Source organism: Gordonia sp. C13 (assembly GCF_023218005.1).
In the GTDB taxonomy this organism is placed as follows: Bacteria; Actinomycetota; Actinomycetes; order Mycobacteriales; family Mycobacteriaceae; genus Gordonia; species Gordonia namibiensis.
On sequence record NZ_JALPSY010000002.1, the window covers coordinates 40031 to 58539 of the forward strand.

The 18509-nt window shown below is 67.8% G+C and carries 17 protein-coding genes; 8 read left to right on the forward strand and 9 right to left on the reverse strand.

The window, feature by feature from the left end:
* Positions 1-52: 52 nt before the first annotated feature.
* From dusB to M1L58_RS02700, 3 genes are all read right to left on the reverse strand, one after another.
* Positions 53-1186, reverse strand: coding sequence for a tRNA dihydrouridine synthase DusB (dusB, locus tag M1L58_RS02690; protein WP_006866193.1), 1134 nt, complete (start codon positions 1184-1186; stop codon positions 53-55).
* 92 nt (positions 1187-1278) lie between these two features.
* Positions 1279-2271 (reverse strand): acyl-ACP desaturase, encoded by a 993-nt coding sequence (locus M1L58_RS02695; RefSeq protein ID WP_006866192.1) that lies wholly within the window; start codon positions 2269-2271, stop codon positions 1279-1281.
* A gap of 337 nt (positions 2272-2608) precedes the next feature.
* The gene (locus M1L58_RS02700) at positions 2609-3160 is read right to left on the reverse strand and encodes a nuclear transport factor 2 family protein (protein WP_248657738.1); all 552 of its coding nucleotides are present in this window, start codon (positions 3158-3160) and stop codon (positions 2609-2611) included.
* Positions 3161-3279: 119 nt separating this feature from the next.
* On the opposite strand from M1L58_RS02700, the gene M1L58_RS02705 reads away from it, so the two are divergent.
* From M1L58_RS02705 to M1L58_RS02715, 3 genes are all read left to right on the forward strand, one after another.
* Positions 3280-5169, forward strand: a complete 1890-nt coding sequence (locus M1L58_RS02705) for a protein kinase domain-containing protein (RefSeq protein WP_248657739.1) — start codon at positions 3280-3282, stop codon at positions 5167-5169.
* The gene (locus tag M1L58_RS02710) at positions 5169-6005 is read left to right on the forward strand and encodes a fibronectin type III domain-containing protein (RefSeq protein ID WP_248657740.1); all 837 of its coding nucleotides are present in this window, start codon (positions 5169-5171) and stop codon (positions 6003-6005) included. Before M1L58_RS02705 ends, M1L58_RS02710 begins: the two co-directional genes overlap by 1 nt.
* 122 nt (positions 6006-6127) lie before the next feature.
* Positions 6128-7528 (forward strand): WS/DGAT/MGAT family O-acyltransferase, encoded by a 1401-nt coding sequence (locus M1L58_RS02715; protein ID WP_248657741.1) that lies wholly within the window; start codon positions 6128-6130, stop codon positions 7526-7528.
* 8 nt (positions 7529-7536) lie between these two features.
* Here the strand turns inward: M1L58_RS02715 and M1L58_RS02720 are convergent, their stop codons facing one another.
* The 4 genes from M1L58_RS02720 to M1L58_RS02735 are packed head-to-tail and all read right to left on the reverse strand — an operon-like array spanning position 7537 to position 11264.
* Complete coding sequence (locus M1L58_RS02720) at positions 7537-9567, reverse strand: NAD(+) synthase (RefSeq protein WP_248657742.1); 2031 nt, start codon at positions 9565-9567, stop codon at positions 7537-7539.
* Positions 9568-9615: 48 nt separating this feature from the next.
* Complete coding sequence (gene nadE / locus M1L58_RS02725) at positions 9616-10440, reverse strand: ammonia-dependent NAD(+) synthetase (protein WP_248657743.1); 825 nt, start codon at positions 10438-10440, stop codon at positions 9616-9618.
* Positions 10441-10485: 45 nt separating this feature from the next.
* A complete protein-coding gene (locus tag M1L58_RS02730; protein WP_248657744.1) occupies positions 10486-10980 on the reverse strand; it encodes a SixA phosphatase family protein in 495 nt (164 codons plus the stop codon).
* On the reverse strand, positions 10977-11264 hold the full coding sequence (locus M1L58_RS02735; protein WP_248657745.1) for a hypothetical protein: 288 nt from the start codon (positions 11262-11264) through the stop codon (positions 10977-10979). Before M1L58_RS02735 ends, M1L58_RS02730 begins: the two co-directional genes overlap by 4 nt.
* Positions 11265-11379: 115 nt before the next feature.
* Between M1L58_RS02735 and M1L58_RS02740 the strand changes: the two genes are divergently transcribed.
* Positions 11380-12252: a DMT family transporter gene (locus M1L58_RS02740; RefSeq protein WP_040535752.1), complete on the forward strand. Its 873-nt coding sequence runs from the start codon at positions 11380-11382 to the stop codon at positions 12250-12252.
* A gap of 40 nt (positions 12253-12292) precedes the next feature.
* Here M1L58_RS02740 and M1L58_RS02745 read toward each other — a convergent pair whose 3' ends face one another.
* Positions 12293-12736 carry a flavodoxin domain-containing protein gene (locus M1L58_RS02745; RefSeq protein WP_006866182.1) on the reverse strand — a complete coding sequence of 148 codons (444 nt, stop codon included), beginning with the start codon at positions 12734-12736 and terminating at the stop codon, positions 12293-12295.
* Between the two features lie 260 nt (positions 12737-12996).
* On the opposite strand from M1L58_RS02745, the gene M1L58_RS02750 reads away from it, so the two are divergent.
* From M1L58_RS02750 to M1L58_RS02765, 4 genes are all read left to right on the forward strand, one after another.
* A complete protein-coding gene (locus tag M1L58_RS02750) occupies positions 12997-14529 on the forward strand; it encodes a CoA-acylating methylmalonate-semialdehyde dehydrogenase (RefSeq protein WP_248657746.1) in 1533 nt (510 codons plus the stop codon).
* 14 nt (positions 14530-14543) lie between these two features.
* Positions 14544-15719, forward strand: a complete 1176-nt coding sequence (locus M1L58_RS02755) for an acyl-CoA dehydrogenase family protein (protein WP_248657747.1) — start codon at positions 14544-14546, stop codon at positions 15717-15719.
* 59 nt (positions 15720-15778) lie between these two features.
* Entirely contained in the window at positions 15779-16648 is an 870-nt protein-coding gene (gene mmsB, locus M1L58_RS02760) for a 3-hydroxyisobutyrate dehydrogenase (RefSeq protein WP_006866178.1), read from the forward strand.
* Positions 16649-16742: 94 nt separating this feature from the next.
* Positions 16743-17651, forward strand: a complete 909-nt coding sequence (locus M1L58_RS02765) for a type IV toxin-antitoxin system AbiEi family antitoxin domain-containing protein (protein ID WP_248657748.1) — start codon at positions 16743-16745, stop codon at positions 17649-17651.
* 52 nt (positions 17652-17703) lie between these two features.
* Here M1L58_RS02765 and M1L58_RS02770 read toward each other — a convergent pair whose 3' ends face one another.
* Positions 17704-18207, reverse strand: coding sequence for a MarR family transcriptional regulator (locus M1L58_RS02770; RefSeq protein ID WP_005201490.1), 504 nt, complete (start codon positions 18205-18207; stop codon positions 17704-17706).
* Positions 18208-18509: the final 302 nt, after the last annotated feature.

Consider the following 18509-nt stretch of genomic DNA (forward strand, 5'->3'; position numbering starts at 1 on the left):
CTGAGAAGCAGCCTCAGCCAGCGGTGCGTTGTGACGGTTTTCGCAGAATGTGTCAGCCGCCGGAGTGCATGATCTCCGCGCCGGCGGGCACGACGTCCTCGTCGGGATCGTCGAGCCAGCCGTCGGGCAGTGCGACCTTCGCCGGCGAACCCTGGCGGCCGCGCGGACCGTGGCCGTCGCTGGGGAACGGCGCGTCGGCAGGCAGCTCGGACAGCAGTTCGCGTAGCTCGTCGACGCTGCCGACGAGTGCCATCCGCCGCCGGATCTCCGAGCCGGCCGGGAATCCCCGTAGGTACCACGCCACATGCTTGCGGATCTCGCGGCAGCCCTTCATCTCACCGTGGTGGTCGACGAGGAGCTGGCAGTGCCGGACCATGATCTCGGCGACCTCGCCCAGGTTCGGGGGAGTGGGGGCGTCGAAACCGTTGAGCTCCGCGGCGAGCTCGGCGAACAGCCACGGACGTCCGAGGCAGCCGCGGCCGACGACGACGCCGTCGCAGCCGGTCCGGTCCATCATCGCCACGGCGTCGGCGGGTTCGAAGATGTCGCCGTTACCCAGGACCGGAACCGAGGTGACGTGTTCCTTCAGGCGCGCGATCTCGTCCCAGTCGGCCTCGCCGGAGTACCGCTGCGACGCGGTCCGGGCGTGCAGGGCGACCGCCGCGGCACCCTCCTCGGCGGCGATGCGGCCGGCGTCGAGGTGTGTGCGGTGGTCGTCGTCGATGCCGATGCGGAACTTGACGGTGACCGGGATGTCGGTGCCCTCGGTCGCCCGGACGGCGGCCGCGACGATCTTGCGGAACAGAGTCCGCTTGTAGGGGATGGCCGAGCCACCGCCCTTACGCGTCACCTTGGGTACGGGGCAGCCGAAGTTCATGTCGATGTGGTCGGCGAGGTTCTCGTCGACGATCATCTTCGCGGCCTGGTACGTGTACTCCGGATCGACGGTGTAGAGCTGCATCGATCGCGGGTTCTCATCGGGGCCGAAGGTGGTCATGTGCATCGTGACCGGGTGGCGTTCGACGAGCGCGCGGGCGGTCACCATCTCGCAGACGTACAGGCCGGAGACGGTGCCGGTGCGGGCGAGCTCGAGTTCGCGGCACAGCGTGCGGAACGCGACATTGGTGACGCCGGCCATCGGGGCGAGCACGACGGGGCTCGCCAGTTCGATGGAGCCGATGCGCAACTTGGCGGACGCCCCGGAACGACGTTCCGCAGACGACGCAGAACCGGCGCCTTCGGAGGTCGAAGGCGCCGGGCTGGTGGAGAGGGTCGTACTCAGGATGCCTGCTGCTCCCGCTTCTTGGCCTCGCGGGCGAGCGAACGATCGCGCATCTCCTCGAAGCGGATGGTGTCCTTCTCGAGCTGCTCGAGGAAGGCGGCCAGCTCCTCGCGGACCTTCTCGCCCTCGGCGGTGAAGTCGTCGCGCTCGAAGACGTTCCACTTGCGCAGAACCGGCATGACGACCTCTTCGAGGTGCTGGCGGAGGTCGTAGATGCCGTGCTTGGCCATCAGCACACCGTGGCGGCGGAAGTTGGGCATACCGGCGCCGGGCATCTGGAAGTTGGTGACGATGTCGGTGACCGCGCGCAGCGTCTGGTCGGGGGCGATGTCGAAGCCCGCACCGCAGATGTTGCGGTAGAAGATCATGTGCAGGTTCTCGTCGGCCGCGATGCGCTGCAGCATCTTGTCGGCGATCGGGTCGTTGCAGGCCTTGCCGGTGTTGCGGTGGCTGACGCGGGTCGCGAGCTCCTGGAAGGTCACGTACGCGACCGAGTGGAGGAGGCCCAGCTCGTCGGCGTGCTCCTCGAGCTCGTCGACGCGGCCGGCGGCCGCCAGCATCGGGTCGTAGCCGTTGGTCATGTGGATCATCCGGGCCTCTTCGAGGGCGACCGGATCGACACCGCGGGTCACGACGAGGTAGTCGCGCATGACGATGCCGTGGCGGTTCTCCTCGGCGGTCCAGCGACCGACCCAGTGGCCCCAGGCGGAGTCCATCGAGAAGTTGTCGGCGATGACCCGATGATACGAGGGCAGGTTGTCCTCGGTCAGCAGGTTGGTGATCATCGCGGCCTTGGCGACTTCGTCGAGCTGCGACTGCTCGGGGTCGTAGTCGACACCACCGAGGGCGGCGAAGTTGCGGCCCTCGTCCCACGGGACGTAGTCGTGCGGGTTCCAGTCCTTGGCGATCTTCAGGTGACGGTTGACGTTGTCCTCGGCAACCGGGGCGAGCTCCTTGAGGAGCTCGAGTTGCGTCAGCTCGCGTGCCATATAGATGTCCTCCGAAACGGTGTCCGCGTATGTCGTCGTACGTGTGTCGTCTTGTCAGCCTCGCGGCGGTGCCACGAGTGTGATCGCGACGTCGTCGTGGGCGGGTCGCGCCCACCCGGGCGGACCTTGGGTGGTCTCGGACACGCGGCCGCGCAGCCCTACCCCCACTGGTCAAAGCTCTAGCCTACGGCACTCGGGACCACGTCCCAAGTCCGTCTGGAATGCTGTCGTGTCCTGACGGTGCCGACGTTACGACCCTGCCCGGTGGTGTCGGTCACGGTCGTCGTGGCCTGCCACCCGGCGGTCGCGACGCAGGTGGGCGGGGTCCCTGCCGGGGTCAGTCCGTGCTGTGGGGCCGGGCGAAGAAGGCGCCCGTGGTCGTCATCCACTTCTCCGCGGCCTCGTCGAGGTTGCCGAATTCGCGGGCCTTCTCACACCACGTCATCGCCGCCCGGCCGAACTCCATCGGGTTGTAGACGTCCTCCTCCTTGCTCCACAGGCCGTCGCCGGCATAGGTGAGGATGGTGATGTTCGTGGCGGTGATCAGGCTCTGATCGCCGGGGTCGCGCATCGGGTTGTCGACCTCGCAGATGACCCGGCTCGTCGGGGCGTCGACGACGTGCCACAGCGAGGGGAACAACGTCATGTGGCTGCCGGGGAAGGCCGTCATGGTGCGCCAGGCCCAGGCCCGGATCTCCTCGCGGCCGCGCATCGTCCCCAGTGCGTGCTCGACGAAGTCGGCGTCCTCGGTGAACATGTCGGCGTAGCGGTCCCAGTCCCCGCTGACCGCGACCTCGGCGACCGTGCGCTGGAAGCCGGCGAACGCCTCGTTCAGTTCGTCGACGCTGAACGTCCCGGTGGTGTCGGTGACTTTCTCGGTGGATTTCATCGACGCCGATCCTAGGGTTGCGACGATGTCCTCCGGCCTTGTTTCGCGACACTCGGTAGCATTCGGTGCCTACGCATCCGCCCGAAGGCTCGGGTGCAAGGGGTATCGGTGAGGACGTCATGTACCAGGTAGGGGACCTGATCGCGGGGTACCGCGTCCTTGACGTGCTCGGACGGGGCGGCATGGGTGACGTCTACAAAGCGACCCATCCCCGGCTCCCGCGGTCGGACGCGCTCAAGGTCCTGCGGTCGGGGCATGCCACCGATCCGGTCTTCCGTGCCCGGTTCGAGCGCGAGGCCGACATCGTCGCGCCGCTACACCATCCCAACGTCGTCACCGTCTACGACCGCGGGGTCTTCGACGGGCAGCTCTGGATCGCGATGGAGTACGTGCCCGGTATCGACGTGGCGCGAATGCTCGCGGCGGCGGACTCGCCCCTCGACCCCCGGTTGGCGTGCACGATCGTCACCGGCGTGGCGGCCGGGCTCGACGCCGCCCACCGTCGCGGGATCATGCACCGCGACATCAAACCGGCCAACATCCTCGTCACCCCCGGGGTCGGGGGCGGTCCCGGCAACACCGGGTCCCTGCCGCCGGAGGCGGTGAAGGTCACCGACTTCGGCATCGCGCAGGTGCTCGACGAGGTCACGAACCTGACCGGCACCGGCATCACGATCGGGACGATGCACTACGCGTCGCCCGAACAGATCGAGGGCCGTCGCGTCGACGCCCGCAGCGACATCTACTCCCTCGGGGCGACCGCCTACGAACTGCTGACCGGCGCACCGCCTTTCGACTCCCCGTCGCTGCACGGCCTGATGACCGCGCACATGTACCACGACCCGCCGGCAGCGACCAGTCGCAACGGGGCGTTGCCGGCCGCTGTCGACGCGGTGCTCGCACGGGCGATGGCCAAGAACCCCGACGGTCGGTTCCCGACCGCCGGTGAGTTCGCCGACGCCCTACGCGATGCCTTCGACACCCGTCAGACCCTCGTCGGGCCGGGCCCGCAACCGAATCCCGGTGGCCATCAGTCTCCTTCGCGGACTGCTTCCGCGGTGCCGGCCACGGGATACCCGACATCGTCTGCGGCGCATGATCAACCGACCGATCCGACGACCCGTGCGCGACTGGGACTCCCGCCGATGGTCTCGGCGGAGACCCTGCACGGGTGGTCGCCCGCGCCGGCCGCGGAACCGGCCCGGCCCGTGCGACGGAGTGCTGCGACGGTGGTCGCGATCGGGGCGGCGCTGGCGCTGATCGCCGGAATCCTCGGCGCCGGAGCCGCATTCGTGAGTACGTCGGCGGGCAATCTGGAGACCCCCAATCCGCCCGATGCCGAGGTGACGACGACCGCCGTCGAACTGTCCTGGGATCATGTCGACGATGCGACGAGTTACGTCGTCACCCAGAACGACGAGGTGATCTACTCCGGTCCCGACACGACCTTCACCGCACCGCGTCCCATACCGGGGACCTACACCTATCAGGTCGCTGCGCAGGACGAGGACGGCCGGACCTCTGAGTTCTCCCGCAACTCCGAGGCCGTCGACGTGTTCATGACGTGGGGCGAACTGCAACCCATCGCCGATCTGTACCACGACCTGGTCCCGGCATCGCCGTTGAGCACCAACGGTTTCGACGGTATGCGGTGCTGGGGCGAGGACGGCGACCTCGCGTTCAAGTCCTCCAAGCGCACCGTCTGGTGCACCCGCTACCTCGACGACGAGGGCAACGACGCCGACTACCAGGTGATCGTCGACGTGTACGACACCCCCGAGGAGGCACGGGCCGCGGCAGACGTGACCGCGTACAACCTGCGCGGGACCGGTTACACGACGGCCCAGGGCCACACCGGGACGCTGTATCTCTCGGACAAGCAGCGCGATCAGGGGCAGGCCATCCTCGCCCACGACACCGGTGACCGTGCGAAATCCGTTGTGTGGGTCGTGGTTCCCGGCAAACCGGCCGCCGCTGCGGCCGATCTGCTGAAGAGGCTGCCGATCTGATGGCACAACCGGTCACCACCCAACCCGCGGGCCCACCCACGACCCCGCCCCGCACGTCGACCGCCCGGTCGTGGACCATCGCGGTGATCGTGGTCGCCGTGCTGCTGGTGGCGGTCGGCTCGTTCTACGCCGTACGCGCGTTCACCAGCGTCGCCGTGCCGGACGCTCCTACCGGCCTGACACTCGACGCCGGGACGGGACGCCTGGTCGCGACCTGGGAACCGGTTCCGGGCGCGACGGGTTATCAGCTCGTCCGCGACGACGGGTTCGTCGTGTACCGCGGTACGGACACCGAGGTCGTCGACGCCGCGGTGCCCGTGGGCGAGCACACCTACCGGGTGGCCGCCCTGGACGGTGATGCCGTCTCGCCGCCGAGCCCGCCGCAGTCCGTGCGCACCGGCGCGAGCTGGGGTGTCTACGCGCCGCTCGTCGCGCAGTTCCCCGAACTCCTCCCGCAGACACCGGACACCGCCGCGAAGTGGAACAACGCCGAGTGCGTCCGCCGATACGCCGGCGGTCGCGACGAGGTCGGACCGTCGGAGACCGGAAACGGCAAGGTGCGCACCGTGTTCGTGGTGCGCTGTGCCGCGGGAGCCGTCGACCGGCCGTTCGGCGTGTTCTGGTTCGCCTCCAAGGACGCGCTCAACGCCGAGTACTCGCGCTCGTCGGCGACCTCGCGGCCGGTGCGGTGGAAGCACGGCACCGGCCTCATCGACGAGAACGGTCGTGGCGTCTTCAAGATCACCGACGACCCGGCGCGGGAACTCGCGATGATCGTGGTGTTGCAGACCCCCGCCCAGGACGTCCTCGAGATGGTCGATTCGATGCCGATCTGAGTCCTGGCCAGGGGGCCGGTGACAACCTGGTCAAGCGACCGAGACGAACACCCATCCCGAGTCTCCCGCGTGCGGCATGATGGCGTGGGGGCTCGTGAGGCCGAGAACGAAAGGCTGGTGCCATGCAGCGGTTGAGTGGTTTGGATGCGTCGTTTCTCTACCTGGAGACCCGCAGCCAGCTGATGCACGTCATCGGTCTCGTGGAGATCGATCCGAGCACGATGCCGGGCGGGTACGACTTCGCCAAGCTGCGTGCGGAGATGCAGCGTCGCGTCGCCGCGATCCCGGCTTTCCGTCGCAAGCTCGACAACTCCGTTTTCAACATCGACCACCCGGTGTGGATCGAGGACGAGGACTTCGACATCGAGCGTCACGTCCATCGGGTGGCCGTGCCCGCGCCGGGCGGCGCCGGTGAGGTCGCCGAACTGTGCGGGCATCTCGCCGGTCAGACCCTCGACCGGGGTAAGCCACTGTGGGAACTGTGGATCATCGAGGGCCTGTCCAACGGTCGCATCTGCGCGATGCTGCGGATGCACCACGCCAGCACGGACGGTGTCACCAGCGCCGAGATGCTCGCCAGGATGTGTTCGCTCACACCGGAACCGCCCGAACTCGACGCAGAAAAGGTCCGCGAGACGGCGGGCCCGCCGTCGCGTGTCACCATCGCCGCGACCGGTGCGATCAACTACTTCGTCCAGCGCCCGCTTGCGATGGCCAAACTGCTGCCGAGAACGGTCAGCGTCCCCGTCGGCTGGCTGCGGCGCGCGCAGCAGCAATCGGCCATGCCCGCGCCCTTCATGGCGCCGCGGACCCGGTTCAACTCGGCGATCACGCCCCACCGCAGCATCGCCCTGAGCCAGTTGTCCCTCGACGACGTCAAGCGGGTGAAGAACCACTTCGGGGTGAAGATCAACGACGTCGTGCTCGCGCTGGTCGGCGGTGCGATGCGCACCTACCTCCTCGAGCACGACGAACTGCCGGAGAAGCCGCTCGTCGGGATGGTGCCGGTGTCGGTGCACGATGCCGACGAGTCCGACCTGGTCGTGGAGGGGACCAACAAGGTGACGGGCATGTTCACCCTGCTGTCCACCGACGTCGACGACCCGGTGATCCGCCTCGAGAAGCAGGCGGAGTTCAGCCGGAAGTCGAAGGAACACCATGCCGAGATCGACGCCAACATCCTGCGCTCCTGGGCACAGTTCGCACCGGGGACCACCCTGTCCACGGTGATGAAGGTGTACGGCAACCGGAAACTGGCGTCGGCGCATCCGCCGATCTTCAACGTCCTCGTGTCGAACGTCGCGGGCCCCGACTTCCCGCTGTACTTCCTGGGTTGCCGGGTCACCGCGGTCTACCCCCTCGGCCCGATCTTCCACGGACTCGGCTTGAACATCACGGTGTTCTCCGCGGACGGGAACCTCAACATCGGCATCTTGGCGTGCACCGATCAGACGCCCGACCCGTGGGAGATCGCCAACGCCTTCGACGATCAGCTCAAGCAGCTGCTCGCCGCCTGCGACTGAGGTCCTGTCTACGCGCCGCCGCCCGCGAGCTGGTCGAGCCAGACCCGTGCCGACGCGTCGGACGGCGAGCGCCAGTCGCCGCGGGGCGACAGTGAACCGCCCGAACCGATCTTGGGGCCGTTGGGCATCGCGGTGCGCTTGAACTGGTTGCCCATGAAGCGCTTCAGGAAGATGCCGAGCCAGTGCTCGATGGTCGCGGTGTCGTATTCGTTGCGCTTGTCGTCGGCGAGCAGCTCCGACCACGGCCCGCGGGAGCGGTCACCCCACGCCTGACGGGCGAGGTAGGCGACCTTGGTCGGCCGGTACCCGAATCGGGTGACGTAGTAGAGAAAGAAGTCGTGCAGCTCGTAGGGTCCGACGGTGTCCTCGGTGGACTGGATCTTGCCGTCGTCGCCGGCCGGGACGAGCTCGGGGGAGATGACGTCGTCGAGGATCTCGGCGAGCACCTCGGTGGTCTCCGCCGAGTGGTGGCTGTTGCTGATCATCCACCGGATCAGGTGCTGGATCAGGGTTTTCGGCACCGAGCCGTTGACGTTGTAGTGCGACATCTGGTCGCCGACGCCGTAGGTGCACCAGCCGAGCGCGAGTTCGGACAGGTCGCCGGTACCGAGGACGATGGCGCCGTGGTGATTCGCCAGCCGGAAGAGGTGCGACGTACGCTCGCCCGCCTGCACGTTCTCGAACGTGACGTCGTAGACCTTCTCGCCACGGGAGTAGGGGTGGTCGAGGTCGGCGAGCATCTGCTCGCACGAGGGCCGGATGTCGATCTCCTGGCCGCTCACGCCGAGTGAGTTCATCAGCACGTGCGATCGGCGCAGCGTCGCGCCGCCGGTGGCGAAGCCGGGCATCGTGTAACCCAGGATGTTGGTGCGGGGCAGTCCGAGTCGGTCGAAGGTGTCGACTGCGACGAGCAGGGCCAGGGTCGAGTCGAGGCCGCCGGAGACCCCGATGACGATCTTGTCGATGCCGGTCGAACGGAGGCGCTGGGCGAGTCCCTGCACCTGGATGTGGCGGACCTCGGCACACCGTTCGTCGAGATCGACGGAATCGGCGGGGACATAGGGAAACCGGGGCACCACGCGGCGCAACACATCGTCGTCACCGCTCAGTTCGCCGAAAGAGAAACCGATGCGGCGCAACGACTTCAGTCGATCGGAGTAGTCGCCGGCCTGGTCGCGCAAGCTGATCATCCGCATGCGTTCCTGCCGGATGCGGTCGAGGTCGATGTCGGCGGAGATCACCTGATCGGTGGTCGCGAACTGTTCGCTCCGGGCGAGCAGGGATCCGTTCTCGGTGATGAGGGCGTCACCGTCCCAGGCGAGATCGGTGGTCGACTCGCCGTAACCCGCCGCGACGTAGACGTGCGCGGAGATGGTGCGTGCGGAATGGCCGGTGCACAGGTTCTTCCGGTAGGACTCCTTGCCGACGGTGACCGGGCTGCCGGAGAGATTGGCCAGCACGGTCGCGCCGCCGAGTGCGGCCCAGGTGCTCGGAGGGATCGCCACCCAACCGTCCTCGCAGATCTCCACGTGCAATGCGAAACCCGGCAGATCGGCGGCCTCGAAGATCAGATCGGCCCCGAACGGGACCTCCTCGCCGTCGATGGTCACGGTGTCGGGCACCGCGTCGCGGGCGGCCGAGAAGAACCGCTGCTCGTAGAACTCGCGGTAATTCGGCAGATACGACTTCGGGACGACGCCCATCACCGCACCGTCGCGGATCACGGCGGCGCAGTTGAACAGTCCGTCGCCGACGATCATCGGCAGGCCGACGACCACCAGCGGTCGTAGACCCCGGCTGGCCGAGATGATCTCGCTGAGGGCGACGCGGCAGCCGTCGATCAGCGCATCCTGGTGGAACAGGTCGTCGATGCTGTAGCCGCACAGCCCGAGTTCGGGGAAGACCACGAGCGCGGCGCCGTCGTCGGCGGCCTGCCGCATCAGCTCGATGGTGCGTGCGGCATTCGCGGCGGGTTCGGCGATCGTGAGGACGGGCACCGCACCCGCGACCCGAACGAAGCCGTTTGCGTAGACAGACACGTCGACAACATTAAACGGCCCGGTGTCCGGCGAGCGCGTTGTCTGTCGTCAGGCCCGCCACCAGGTGTCGTCGAGTTCGACCGGCGTCGTGCGCTTGTGGCGATTACGGTGCCAGGCGGCCTCGATCTTCTCCGCCGCCTCGGTCGGTACCTCGCGGCCCTCGAGGTAGTCGTCGATGTGCTCGTAGGTCAGGCCCAGCTCGTCCTCGTCGGTCTGCCCCGCCTTCTCGTCGAGCAGGTCGGCGGTCGGGACCTTCTCCCACAGTTGTTGCGGCGCACCGAGGTGGCGCAGCAGCGACCGGCCCTGGCGCTTGTTCAGCCCCGACAGCGGCAGGATGTCCGCGGCACCGTCGCCGTACTTGGTGAAGAAACCGGTGACGTTCTCGGCGGCATGGTCGGCGCCGATGACCAGCAGCCCGCGGTCGCCGGCCACGGCGTACTGCGCGACCATGCGGTGGCGGGCCTTCGCGTTGCCCTTGGTGAAGTCGGTGAGAGCGGCGCCGGTCGCCGCGGAGATCTCGTCGTTGAGTGCGTCGACGCCGGGCGCCACGTTGACCGTGAAGACCTCGTCGGCCGCGACGAATTCGGCGGCGGCCGCGGCGTCGTCCTCGTCGTGCTGCACCCGGTAGGGCAGACGCATGCCGACGAACACCGCCTCCCCGCCGTCGGCCCGGACCCGCTCCACCGCGATCTGGGCCAGTCGCCCGGCGAGGGTCGAGTCGACGCCGCCGGAGAGTCCGAGCACGTAGCCCGCGGCCCCGATCGTGCTCAGGTAGTCGGCGAGGAACTGCACCCGGCGCTCGACCTCCTCGGCGGGATCGATCGAGGGTTTGACCCCCAGGGCGTCGATGATGGTCCGCTGGGTCTCACGCATTCGCGCTCCAATGCTCGCTCGAGGTCTGCCGTCGAGCAGCCGAGGTCACTCCTCGCGCGGTACCCGGACGCCGACGAGGTGCGCGTCGGGGTCCGGGGTCATGCCGAGGCGATCCCAGGGCTGCGACACGGTGAGTACCGCATATGCGGATGTCGGAAACCGATCGATGAAACCGCAGGGGTCGAGCGTCAGTGCGGTCTGCGGCATCCCGGGTTCGTGACCGACGACGAGCAGCGTGGCCGCCTTGGCCGGTGCATGGATGCGGATGGCCTCCAGCACGTCGTCGGGATCACCGCCGTAGATGTCCTCGACATAGGTGACCGGGGCCCGGACGCCGGTCCGCTCGAGGGTCTGGCGGGTCCGGGTCGACGTCGAGCACAGCACCGCGTCGACGAAGAGGCCCTCGTCGGACATCCACCGTCCCGCGAGGGCGGCCTGCCGTTCACCGCGTTCGGCGAGGGGACGGTCGTGGTCGCGGGTCGCCGGGGGATAGCCCGACTTCCCGTGACGCATCAGGATCAGCGTGTGTGTGCCGCTCATGTGGTCCCGGTACGCCGGGACTCGACCGGATAGGCGTCGGGGTCGGCGGCGATGGTGCGCAGGAGGCGGACGGTCGCGCGCCAGGCCGCGGCCTCCTGGCGGAGGTAGGCGGTGTGCTCGTACTCGTCGCGCGCCTCGGCCTCGTCGGCCAGCGCATCGAACTCGAGGTGTTCGTCGACGGCACACCCGATGAGTTCGTCCAGGGTCGTGCAGTCGGCGCAGGCCCGCTCGATCGCGGCTGCATCGAGGGTCGCCAGGCGTTCCAGATCCGACCGATACCGCATGGTTGTCGAATGTACGCCCCCGGCGCTGGTCGCCGACGTTGCGACACCGGGTGCGACGGCTCCGACCGGTGCCCGATTCGGGCGCGGGGTACGCGACGCCTTTACCCTTGTGGACGTGCACACCTGGGTACCCGCGCTCCTGGCGGTGCTGGCGGCGTTGTTGATCGCGGCCGGCACCGTGCTGCGGCAGCGTGCGTCGCGGGTCAACGGCGCGATCACCGCCGGATGGTGGGTGGGCGCCGTCATCGCGCTCTGCGGCTTCGGCCTGCAGGCGTCGGCGCTGGGTCTCGGGTCGATCCTGCTGGTGCAGCCACTCGTCGTGCTGGCGGTGCTGTTCGCGCTGCCGCTGGAGGCCTGGGCCGATCACCGGCATCCCGCGCGTATCGAATGGGCCTGGGGTGGCGTGCTGGTCGCCTGCGTCGCGACATTCCTGCTCGTCTCCCGGCCGGAGCCGTCACTCCGACGACCGGATGCGCTGCTGCTGTGGGGCACGGTCGGGGCCGTCGTCGGGGTCGTCGTCGGCCTGGTGCTGTTGGCACGCCGCTCGAGTCCGCACTACAAGGCGTTGTTCTACGGACTCGTCGCGGGCACGCTCTTCGGGGTTTCGGCACTGCTGATCAAAGCGGTGATCTTCCAGGTCACGCACGAGTTCTGGCGCACCTTCCTCCAACCGGAGATCTACCTGTTCGTGCTGGTCGTCGTGTGCGCGGTGATCGCCCAGCAGCTGGGTTTCGGTGCCGGCGACCTGCAGACGTCGTTCCCGTCGATGACGGTCGCCGAGCCGGCGGTCGCGATGGTGCTCGGCGTGCTGCTGCTCGGCGAGAACCTCAATGTGTCGGTGCCCACCGCGATGTTCCTCGGCATCGTGCTCGCGATCATGATCCGCGCGGTGTGCGAGCTGGCGAAGCTGTCCGCGGTCCGGGGATACGAACAGGCGGTCGCCGCAGAAGCAGAGATGCCGCCGACCGCGGGGCGGTCGGCGGCATGATCGAGCCGTGATCAGGCGGTTCTGAGCCCGCTTGGTCGGGTCAGCCCTCGACCAGCTCCGCGATGCCCTCGGCCCATTCCTCGGCCTGCTTGGCGGGCTTGATCGACGACGAGTTGTCGTGGCGGGCGTGCTCGCCGACCTGGACCGCGCCACGCTTCGTCAGCATCTCGGCGACGATCTCGCCGCCGCGGTTGAAGGTGTCGTAGATCGAGTCGCCGAGCCCGAACACGGCGAAGCGCAGTCCGCTCAGGTCGGGGTTGACGCTCTCGAGCTCCTCGGCGAAGGGCTCGGCACCGGTGGGCAGCTCGCCCTCGCCGTAGGTCGAGCAGACGATCACCAGGAAGTCAGCGGGGTCGAGGTCCTCGACCGCGTACTCACTCATGTCGTAGATCGAGGGATCGTGCTGGTTGAGCGCGTCCGCGATCGCGTCCGCGACGAGCTCACCCGTTCCGGTCTCGGTTCCGTAGAGGATGACGACCGACATATGCAGAACTCCTCTCGACGTCGGCATTTACGCCAGAGAGGCTAGCCTAACCCGCTCGCTGGAACTAAATCGCAGGTGGGCGGGGGGTTGGAAGAAATACTTGGATGTCCTACTATGTGGTGACAGAGGACATACCCCGGGCCGATCGTGTCGGGGTGCTCGATCTCGGCCCAGTCGCCGGCGACCAGTCCGCACATCCCGAATACGCGCCACGACCCCGAAGCCCCAGAACCCCCCGAGAAGAATCAAGGTGATCTGAAGTGTCCGCTCCCGCAGTCCCGTCCATCCCGCACTTCCTCAACGGCAAGCGCGTCACCGCCGAGGGTGGCCGCTTCGCCGACGTCTTCAACCCCAGCACCGGTGCCGTGCAGGCCCAGGTGCCGCTCGCCTCGACCGACGAGGTCGCCGCGGCCGTCGCCACCGCCAAGGAAGCCCAGAAGGGATGGGCCGCCTGGAACCCGCAGCGACGTGCGCGTGTCCTGATGCGCTTCGTCGACCTGGTCAACAAGAACGCCGACGAGCTCGCGACCACCCTGTCGCTCGAGCACGGCAAGACCCACGCCGACGCCCTCGGTGACATCCAGCGCGGCATCGAGGTCATCGAATTCGCCATCGGCATCCCGCATCTCATCAAGGGTGAGTTCACCGAAGGCGCCGGCAGCGGCATCGACGTGCACTCGGTCCGTCAGCCGCTCGGCGTGGTCGCCGGCATCACCCCGTTCAATTTCCCGGCGATGATCCCGCTGTGGAAGGCCGGTCCTGCGCTCGCATGCGGCAACGCCTTCATCCTCAAGCCCAGCGAGCGGGACCCCTCGGTTCCGGTCCGCCTGGCCGAATTGTTCACCGAGGCAGGGCTTCCCGACGGTGTGTTCCAGGTCGTCCACGGCGACAAGGAGTCCGTCGACGCGCTGCTGACCCACCCGGACGTGAAGGCTCTCGGCTTCGTCGGCAGCTCGGACATCGCGCAGTACATCTACTCGACCGCAGCCGCACACGGTAAGCGTTCGCAGTGCTTCGGTGGCGCCAAGAACCACATGATCATCATGCCCGACGCCAACCTCGACCAGGTCGTCGATGCGTTGATCGGTGCCGGCTACGGCAGTGCCGGTGAGCGTTGCATGGCCATCTCGGTCGCGGTCCCGGTCGGTGAGGAGACCGCAGATCGTCTGCGCGCCAAGCTGATCGATCGCGTCAACGCGCTGCGCGTCGGCCACAGCCTCGACCCGAAGGCCGACTATGGCCCGCTGGTCACCGCGGCTGCACTCGAGCGTGTCCGCGGCTACATCACCAAGGGCGTCGAGGAGGGTGCCGAGCTGGTCATCGACGGCCGCGAGCGCGCCAGCGACGAGCAGACCTTCGGCGACGAGGACATCTCGAAGGGCTTCTTCATCGGCCCGACCCTGTTCGACCGTGTCACCAAGGACATGACCTCGTACCAGGAGGAGATCTTCGGTCCGGTGCTGCAGATCGTTCGTGCGGCCGACTACGAGGAAGCCCTCGCGCTGGCCACCGATCACCAGTACGGCAACGGCACCGCCATCTTCACCCAGGACGGCGACGCGGCCCGCGACTTCGCCGCACGCGTCGACGTCGGCATGGTCGGCGTCAACGTGCCGATCCCGGTTCCGGTGGCGTACTACACCTTCGGTGGATGGAAGCGCTCGGGCTTCGGCGACCTCAACCAGCATGGTCCGGCGTCGATCCAGTTCTACACCAAGACCAAGACCATCACGACGCGCTGGCCGTCGGGCATCAAGGACGGCGCCGAGTTCGTCATCCCGACGATGGACTGAGTGCGGCCACAGATATGACCACACTTGCCGAGGCCGCAGTCGCGCGGCTCGACGGTGACGAGCGCGTCATCGTCGAGACCGCCGCGGCTTTCGCGGCCAAGAAACTGGCGCCGTACGCGCTGGAATGGGATGCGTCCAAACATTTTCCGGTTGCCGAACTGCGTGAGGCGGCCGAACTGGGGATGGGTGCCATCTACTGTTCCGAGGAAGCCGGGGGCAGCGGACTCCGCCGCCTCGACGGTGTGCGGATCTTCGAGCAGCTGGCCTACGCCGATCCGGCGGTGGCGTCGTTCCTCTCCATCCACAACATGTGTGCCTGGATGGTCGACCACTACGGCACCGACGAGCAGCGCAACAAGTGGGTGCCGCGGCTGGCGACGATGGAGACCATCGCGAGTTACTGCCTGACCGAGCCCGGTGCCGGCTCGGATGCGGCGGCACTGTCCACCCGCGCCGAACGTCAGGGTGACGAGTACGTCCTCACCGGGGTCAAGCAGTTCATCTCCGGTGCCGGGTCGTCGGACCTGTACGTGGTGATGGCCCGCACGGGCGACGCCGGCCCCAAGGGCATCTCCACCTTCCTGGTCGAGAAGGACGCCCCGGGACTGAGTTTCGGTGCGCAGGAACACAAAATGGGCTGGAACGCCCAGCCCACCGCGCAGGTCATCCTCGACGAGGTGCGGGTCCCGGCGTCGAACCTGCTCGCCGAGACCGAGGGCATCGGCTTCGGCATCGCGATGAACGGCCTCAACGGTGGCCGGCTCAACATCGCGGCGTCGTCGCTCGGTGGCGCCCAGGCGGCCTTCGACAAGGCGGCCGCCTACGTCTCGAGTCGTCGTGCGTTCGGCAACTCGCTGCTCGACGAGCCGACCATCCGGTTCACGCTCGCCGACATGGCGACCTCGCTGCAGACCTCACGGCTCATGCTGTGGCACGCGGCGACCGCCCTCGACGACGGTGCCCCGGACAAGGTGGAGCAGTGCGCGATGGCCAAGCGATTCGTCACCGACAGCTGCTACGACGTCGCCGACAAGGCACTGCAGTTGCACGGCGGCTACGGATATCTGTCCGAGTACGGAATCGAGAAAATCGTCCGCGACCTCCGAGTGCACCGCATCCTGGAAGGGACCAACGAGATCATGCGGGTCGTCCTCGGCCGTTCGATCGCGTCCCGCTACCGGGAGAGCTGACGCGAACTCGCGCCCAACGCATTGGTTTTCGCAGGCAAACACTTTAGGGAGCAATGACAATGACGACGATCGCTTTCCTCGGCCTCGGCAACATGGGTGGCCCGATGGCCGCCAACCTGGTCAAGGCCGGCCACACCGTCCGCGGATTCGACCTGTCCCCCGAGGCGATCGAGACCGCCAAGTCCAACGGGATCGAGACGTTCCCCGCGGCCATCGAGGCGGTGTCCGGGTCCGAGGTCGTGATCACCATGCTGCCCAACGGCGGCATCGTGAAGAAGGTCTACGACGAGGTCCTGCCGGCCGCCCAGACCGGTGCGCTCTTCATCGACTCGTCGACCATCTCGGTCGACGATGCGCGGGAGATCCACCGCCGGGCCGTCGATTCCGGTTTCGCCCAGGTCGACGCCCCCGTCTCGGGCGGCGTCAAGGGCGCCACCGCGGGCACGCTGGCCTTCATGGTCGGCGGCGAGGATGAGGCCTTCGCCGCGGCGCGGGGAACCCTCGACCCGATGGCCGGCAAGATCATCCACTGCGGTGCGGCGGGTGCCGGCCAGGCGGCGAAGGTGTGCAACAACATGCTCCTCGCTGTCCAGCAGATCGCCGTCGGCGAGGCCTTCGTCCTGGCCCAGAAGCTGGGTCTCGACGAGCAGGCGCTCTACGACGTCGTCACCGGCGCCACCGGCAACTGCTGGGCCATCGAGACCAACTGCCCGGTCCCGGGCCCGGTCCCGACCTCGCCGGCGAACAACGACTTCAAGCCGGGGTTCGCCACCGCACTGATGAACAAGGACCTCGGTCTCGCGATGGACGCCGTCGCCAGCACCGGTTCCCGCGCCCCGCTCGGTTCCCACGCCGCACAGCTGTACCGCGGCTTCGCCGAGCAGCACGGAGACCTCGACTTCAGCGCGATCATCACCTCGCTGCACTAGGTCGCAGCACCTGCCGTACGGCTCCTGAGATCCCGTTGCGTTTTGTCCCGGTTAGCGGGACAAAACGCAACGGGATCTTTTAGCGTCCACACGGATGGAACCGGGGTGGTGCGCGCTGCGTCGAACTTTCGTGATCGATCTCAACGAGCTCATCATCCGACAGGACGGCGTGCTGACGACGTCGCAGGCGCAGGCAGCCGGGTTGAGCCGGTCCGCTGTCAGTCGACGCAGGGCCTCGGGGGAGTGGACCGCGGTCGCTCCGTCTGTCTATTTGGTGTCAGGGCACCTTCGTTCGGCACGGGCGCAGGCCCGGATCGCGGTGCTCTCGGTCGGTGAGGATGCGGTGCTCGGCGGGGTCGCGGCGTGCTGGTGGCATCGTCTGCATCTCAAGGAGCCCGCCAAGCACCATGTGTTCACCGGACGTCACGGCCGGCACGCGAGATCCTCGGCGACCGCTGTCGTCCGACACCGCGATCTCGCCGACGAAGACGTGACCGTGGTGGATGACCTCCGCATCACCACGCTCGCCCTATCCGTCCTGGACGCCGCAGCCGGTCTCGGGATCGGCATCCTCGATTCAGCGCTGCTCTCCGAGGACGTGACGCTTGCGGACCTCAGGTCCGCACATGGACGGTACCCGAACCGTCGGGGAGCGGGACCGGTGTCTCGGTATCTGGATCAGTTGGAGGACGGAACCAGGTCCGAGGCAGAACGGCGAACCGCGGAACTGTTCCGCGACGCGGGCATCGACGGCTGGACGGCCAACGTCCCGGTGTGCGGATACCTGCTCGACTTCGTATTCCTTCGGTCCAGGCTTGCCGTCGAGATCGACGGCTTCGCCTTCCACCGCGACGCCGACACATTCCAGCGGGACCGGACCAAGCGCAATGCGCTCGTGGCCGACGGGTGGACAGTCCTGAACTTCACATGGGCGGACCTGACCGAACGGCCGGAGCACGTTGTCGAGGCGGTTCGGAGTGCTCTACTGCGGGCCGCGTCGTGACGACGTTGCGTTTTGTCCCGCTTACCGCGACAAAACGCAACGGGGCGTTAGGTCAGAAGTCGCCGTTGTGCTTCCGCAGCGATTGGATGGCCCCGACGAGGCCGGCCATCTCGTCGTCGGTCATGCCGACGTCGGCGAAGACCTTCTCGTTGAGGGTCTTGGTGGCGTCTTCGACGGTGGAGCGGCCCAGGTCGGTGATCTCGACGAGGGTGGTGCGGCCGTCGGTGGGGTGGGGGACGCGGCGGACGAGGCCGCCCTCCTCGAGGCGCCGGATCGCGTGGGTGACGCTGGTGACGTGAACTTGGAGACGGTCGCTCGCCTTGGTGATCGGGAGTGCGCCCTGGCGTGAGAACGCGAGCAGTCGGAGAAGCTCGAACCGGGAGAAGCTCAGATCGAAGGGGCGCAACGTGGCCTCGACGCGGGCCAGCAGGATCTGGTGGGCACGCATCACCGAGGTCACCGCGACCATGCCGTCGGCGACGTCGCCCCACCCGGCCTCGGTCCAGTTGTCCCGTGCCTCGGCGATGGGATCGAAGTCCATGCTGCGCCCTGCCATGAACACACCCTAATCGGGTTGTCGCGTCGCCGATCGATGGCGCGCCAGCCGTCGCCGCCCGCGTGCGATGCCGTCTGGGGCAGCTCCGGCCGGGCAGGAGAGGGGGCCGCGGAACAGATCCGACGACGACGCGGCCGCGATCCGCGTCGGCGGAATCGACTCGGCGCACCGTGGGTGCCCATGACCAACGGCCCCTCCCGAGTGACAAAGGTCCCTACGGAAGTGACAAATGGCCTCCGCGGCAACGAAACAAAGTGTTTGTCATCTCGAGAGGATCTCTTGATGCTTTGTCGTTTCCTGGA

Excerpts from the sequence above, each read along its gene's own strand:
- M1L58_RS02695 (WP_006866192.1), bottom strand. The coding sequence starts at position 2,271 with ATGGCACGCGAGCTGACGCAACTCGAGCTCCTCAAGGAGCTCGCCCCG.
- M1L58_RS02700 (WP_248657738.1), bottom strand. The coding sequence starts at position 3,160 with ATGAAATCCACCGAGAAAGTCACCGACACCACCGGGACGTTCAGCGTC.
- M1L58_RS02705 (WP_248657739.1), top strand. The coding sequence starts at position 3,280 with ATGTACCAGGTAGGGGACCTGATCGCGGGGTACCGCGTCCTTGACGTG.
- M1L58_RS02710 (WP_248657740.1), top strand. The coding sequence starts at position 5,169 with ATGGCACAACCGGTCACCACCCAACCCGCGGGCCCACCCACGACCCCG.
- M1L58_RS02715 (WP_248657741.1), top strand. The coding sequence starts at position 6,128 with ATGCAGCGGTTGAGTGGTTTGGATGCGTCGTTTCTCTACCTGGAGACC.
- nadE (WP_248657743.1), bottom strand. The coding sequence starts at position 10,440 with ATGCGTGAGACCCAGCGGACCATCATCGACGCCCTGGGGGTCAAACCC.
- M1L58_RS02730 (WP_248657744.1), bottom strand. The coding sequence starts at position 10,980 with ATGAGCGGCACACACACGCTGATCCTGATGCGTCACGGGAAGTCGGGC.
- M1L58_RS02735 (WP_248657745.1), bottom strand. The coding sequence starts at position 11,264 with ATGCGGTATCGGTCGGATCTGGAACGCCTGGCGACCCTCGATGCAGCC.
- M1L58_RS02745 (WP_006866182.1), bottom strand. The coding sequence starts at position 12,736 with ATGTCGGTCGTCATCCTCTACGGAACCGAGACCGGAACGGGTGAGCTC.
- M1L58_RS02755 (WP_248657747.1), top strand. The coding sequence starts at position 14,544 with ATGACCACACTTGCCGAGGCCGCAGTCGCGCGGCTCGACGGTGACGAG.
- mmsB (WP_006866178.1), top strand. The coding sequence starts at position 15,779 with ATGACGACGATCGCTTTCCTCGGCCTCGGCAACATGGGTGGCCCGATG.
- M1L58_RS02765 (WP_248657748.1), top strand. The coding sequence starts at position 16,743 with ATGGAACCGGGGTGGTGCGCGCTGCGTCGAACTTTCGTGATCGATCTC.
- M1L58_RS02770 (WP_005201490.1), bottom strand. The coding sequence starts at position 18,207 with ATGGCAGGGCGCAGCATGGACTTCGATCCCATCGCCGAGGCACGGGAC.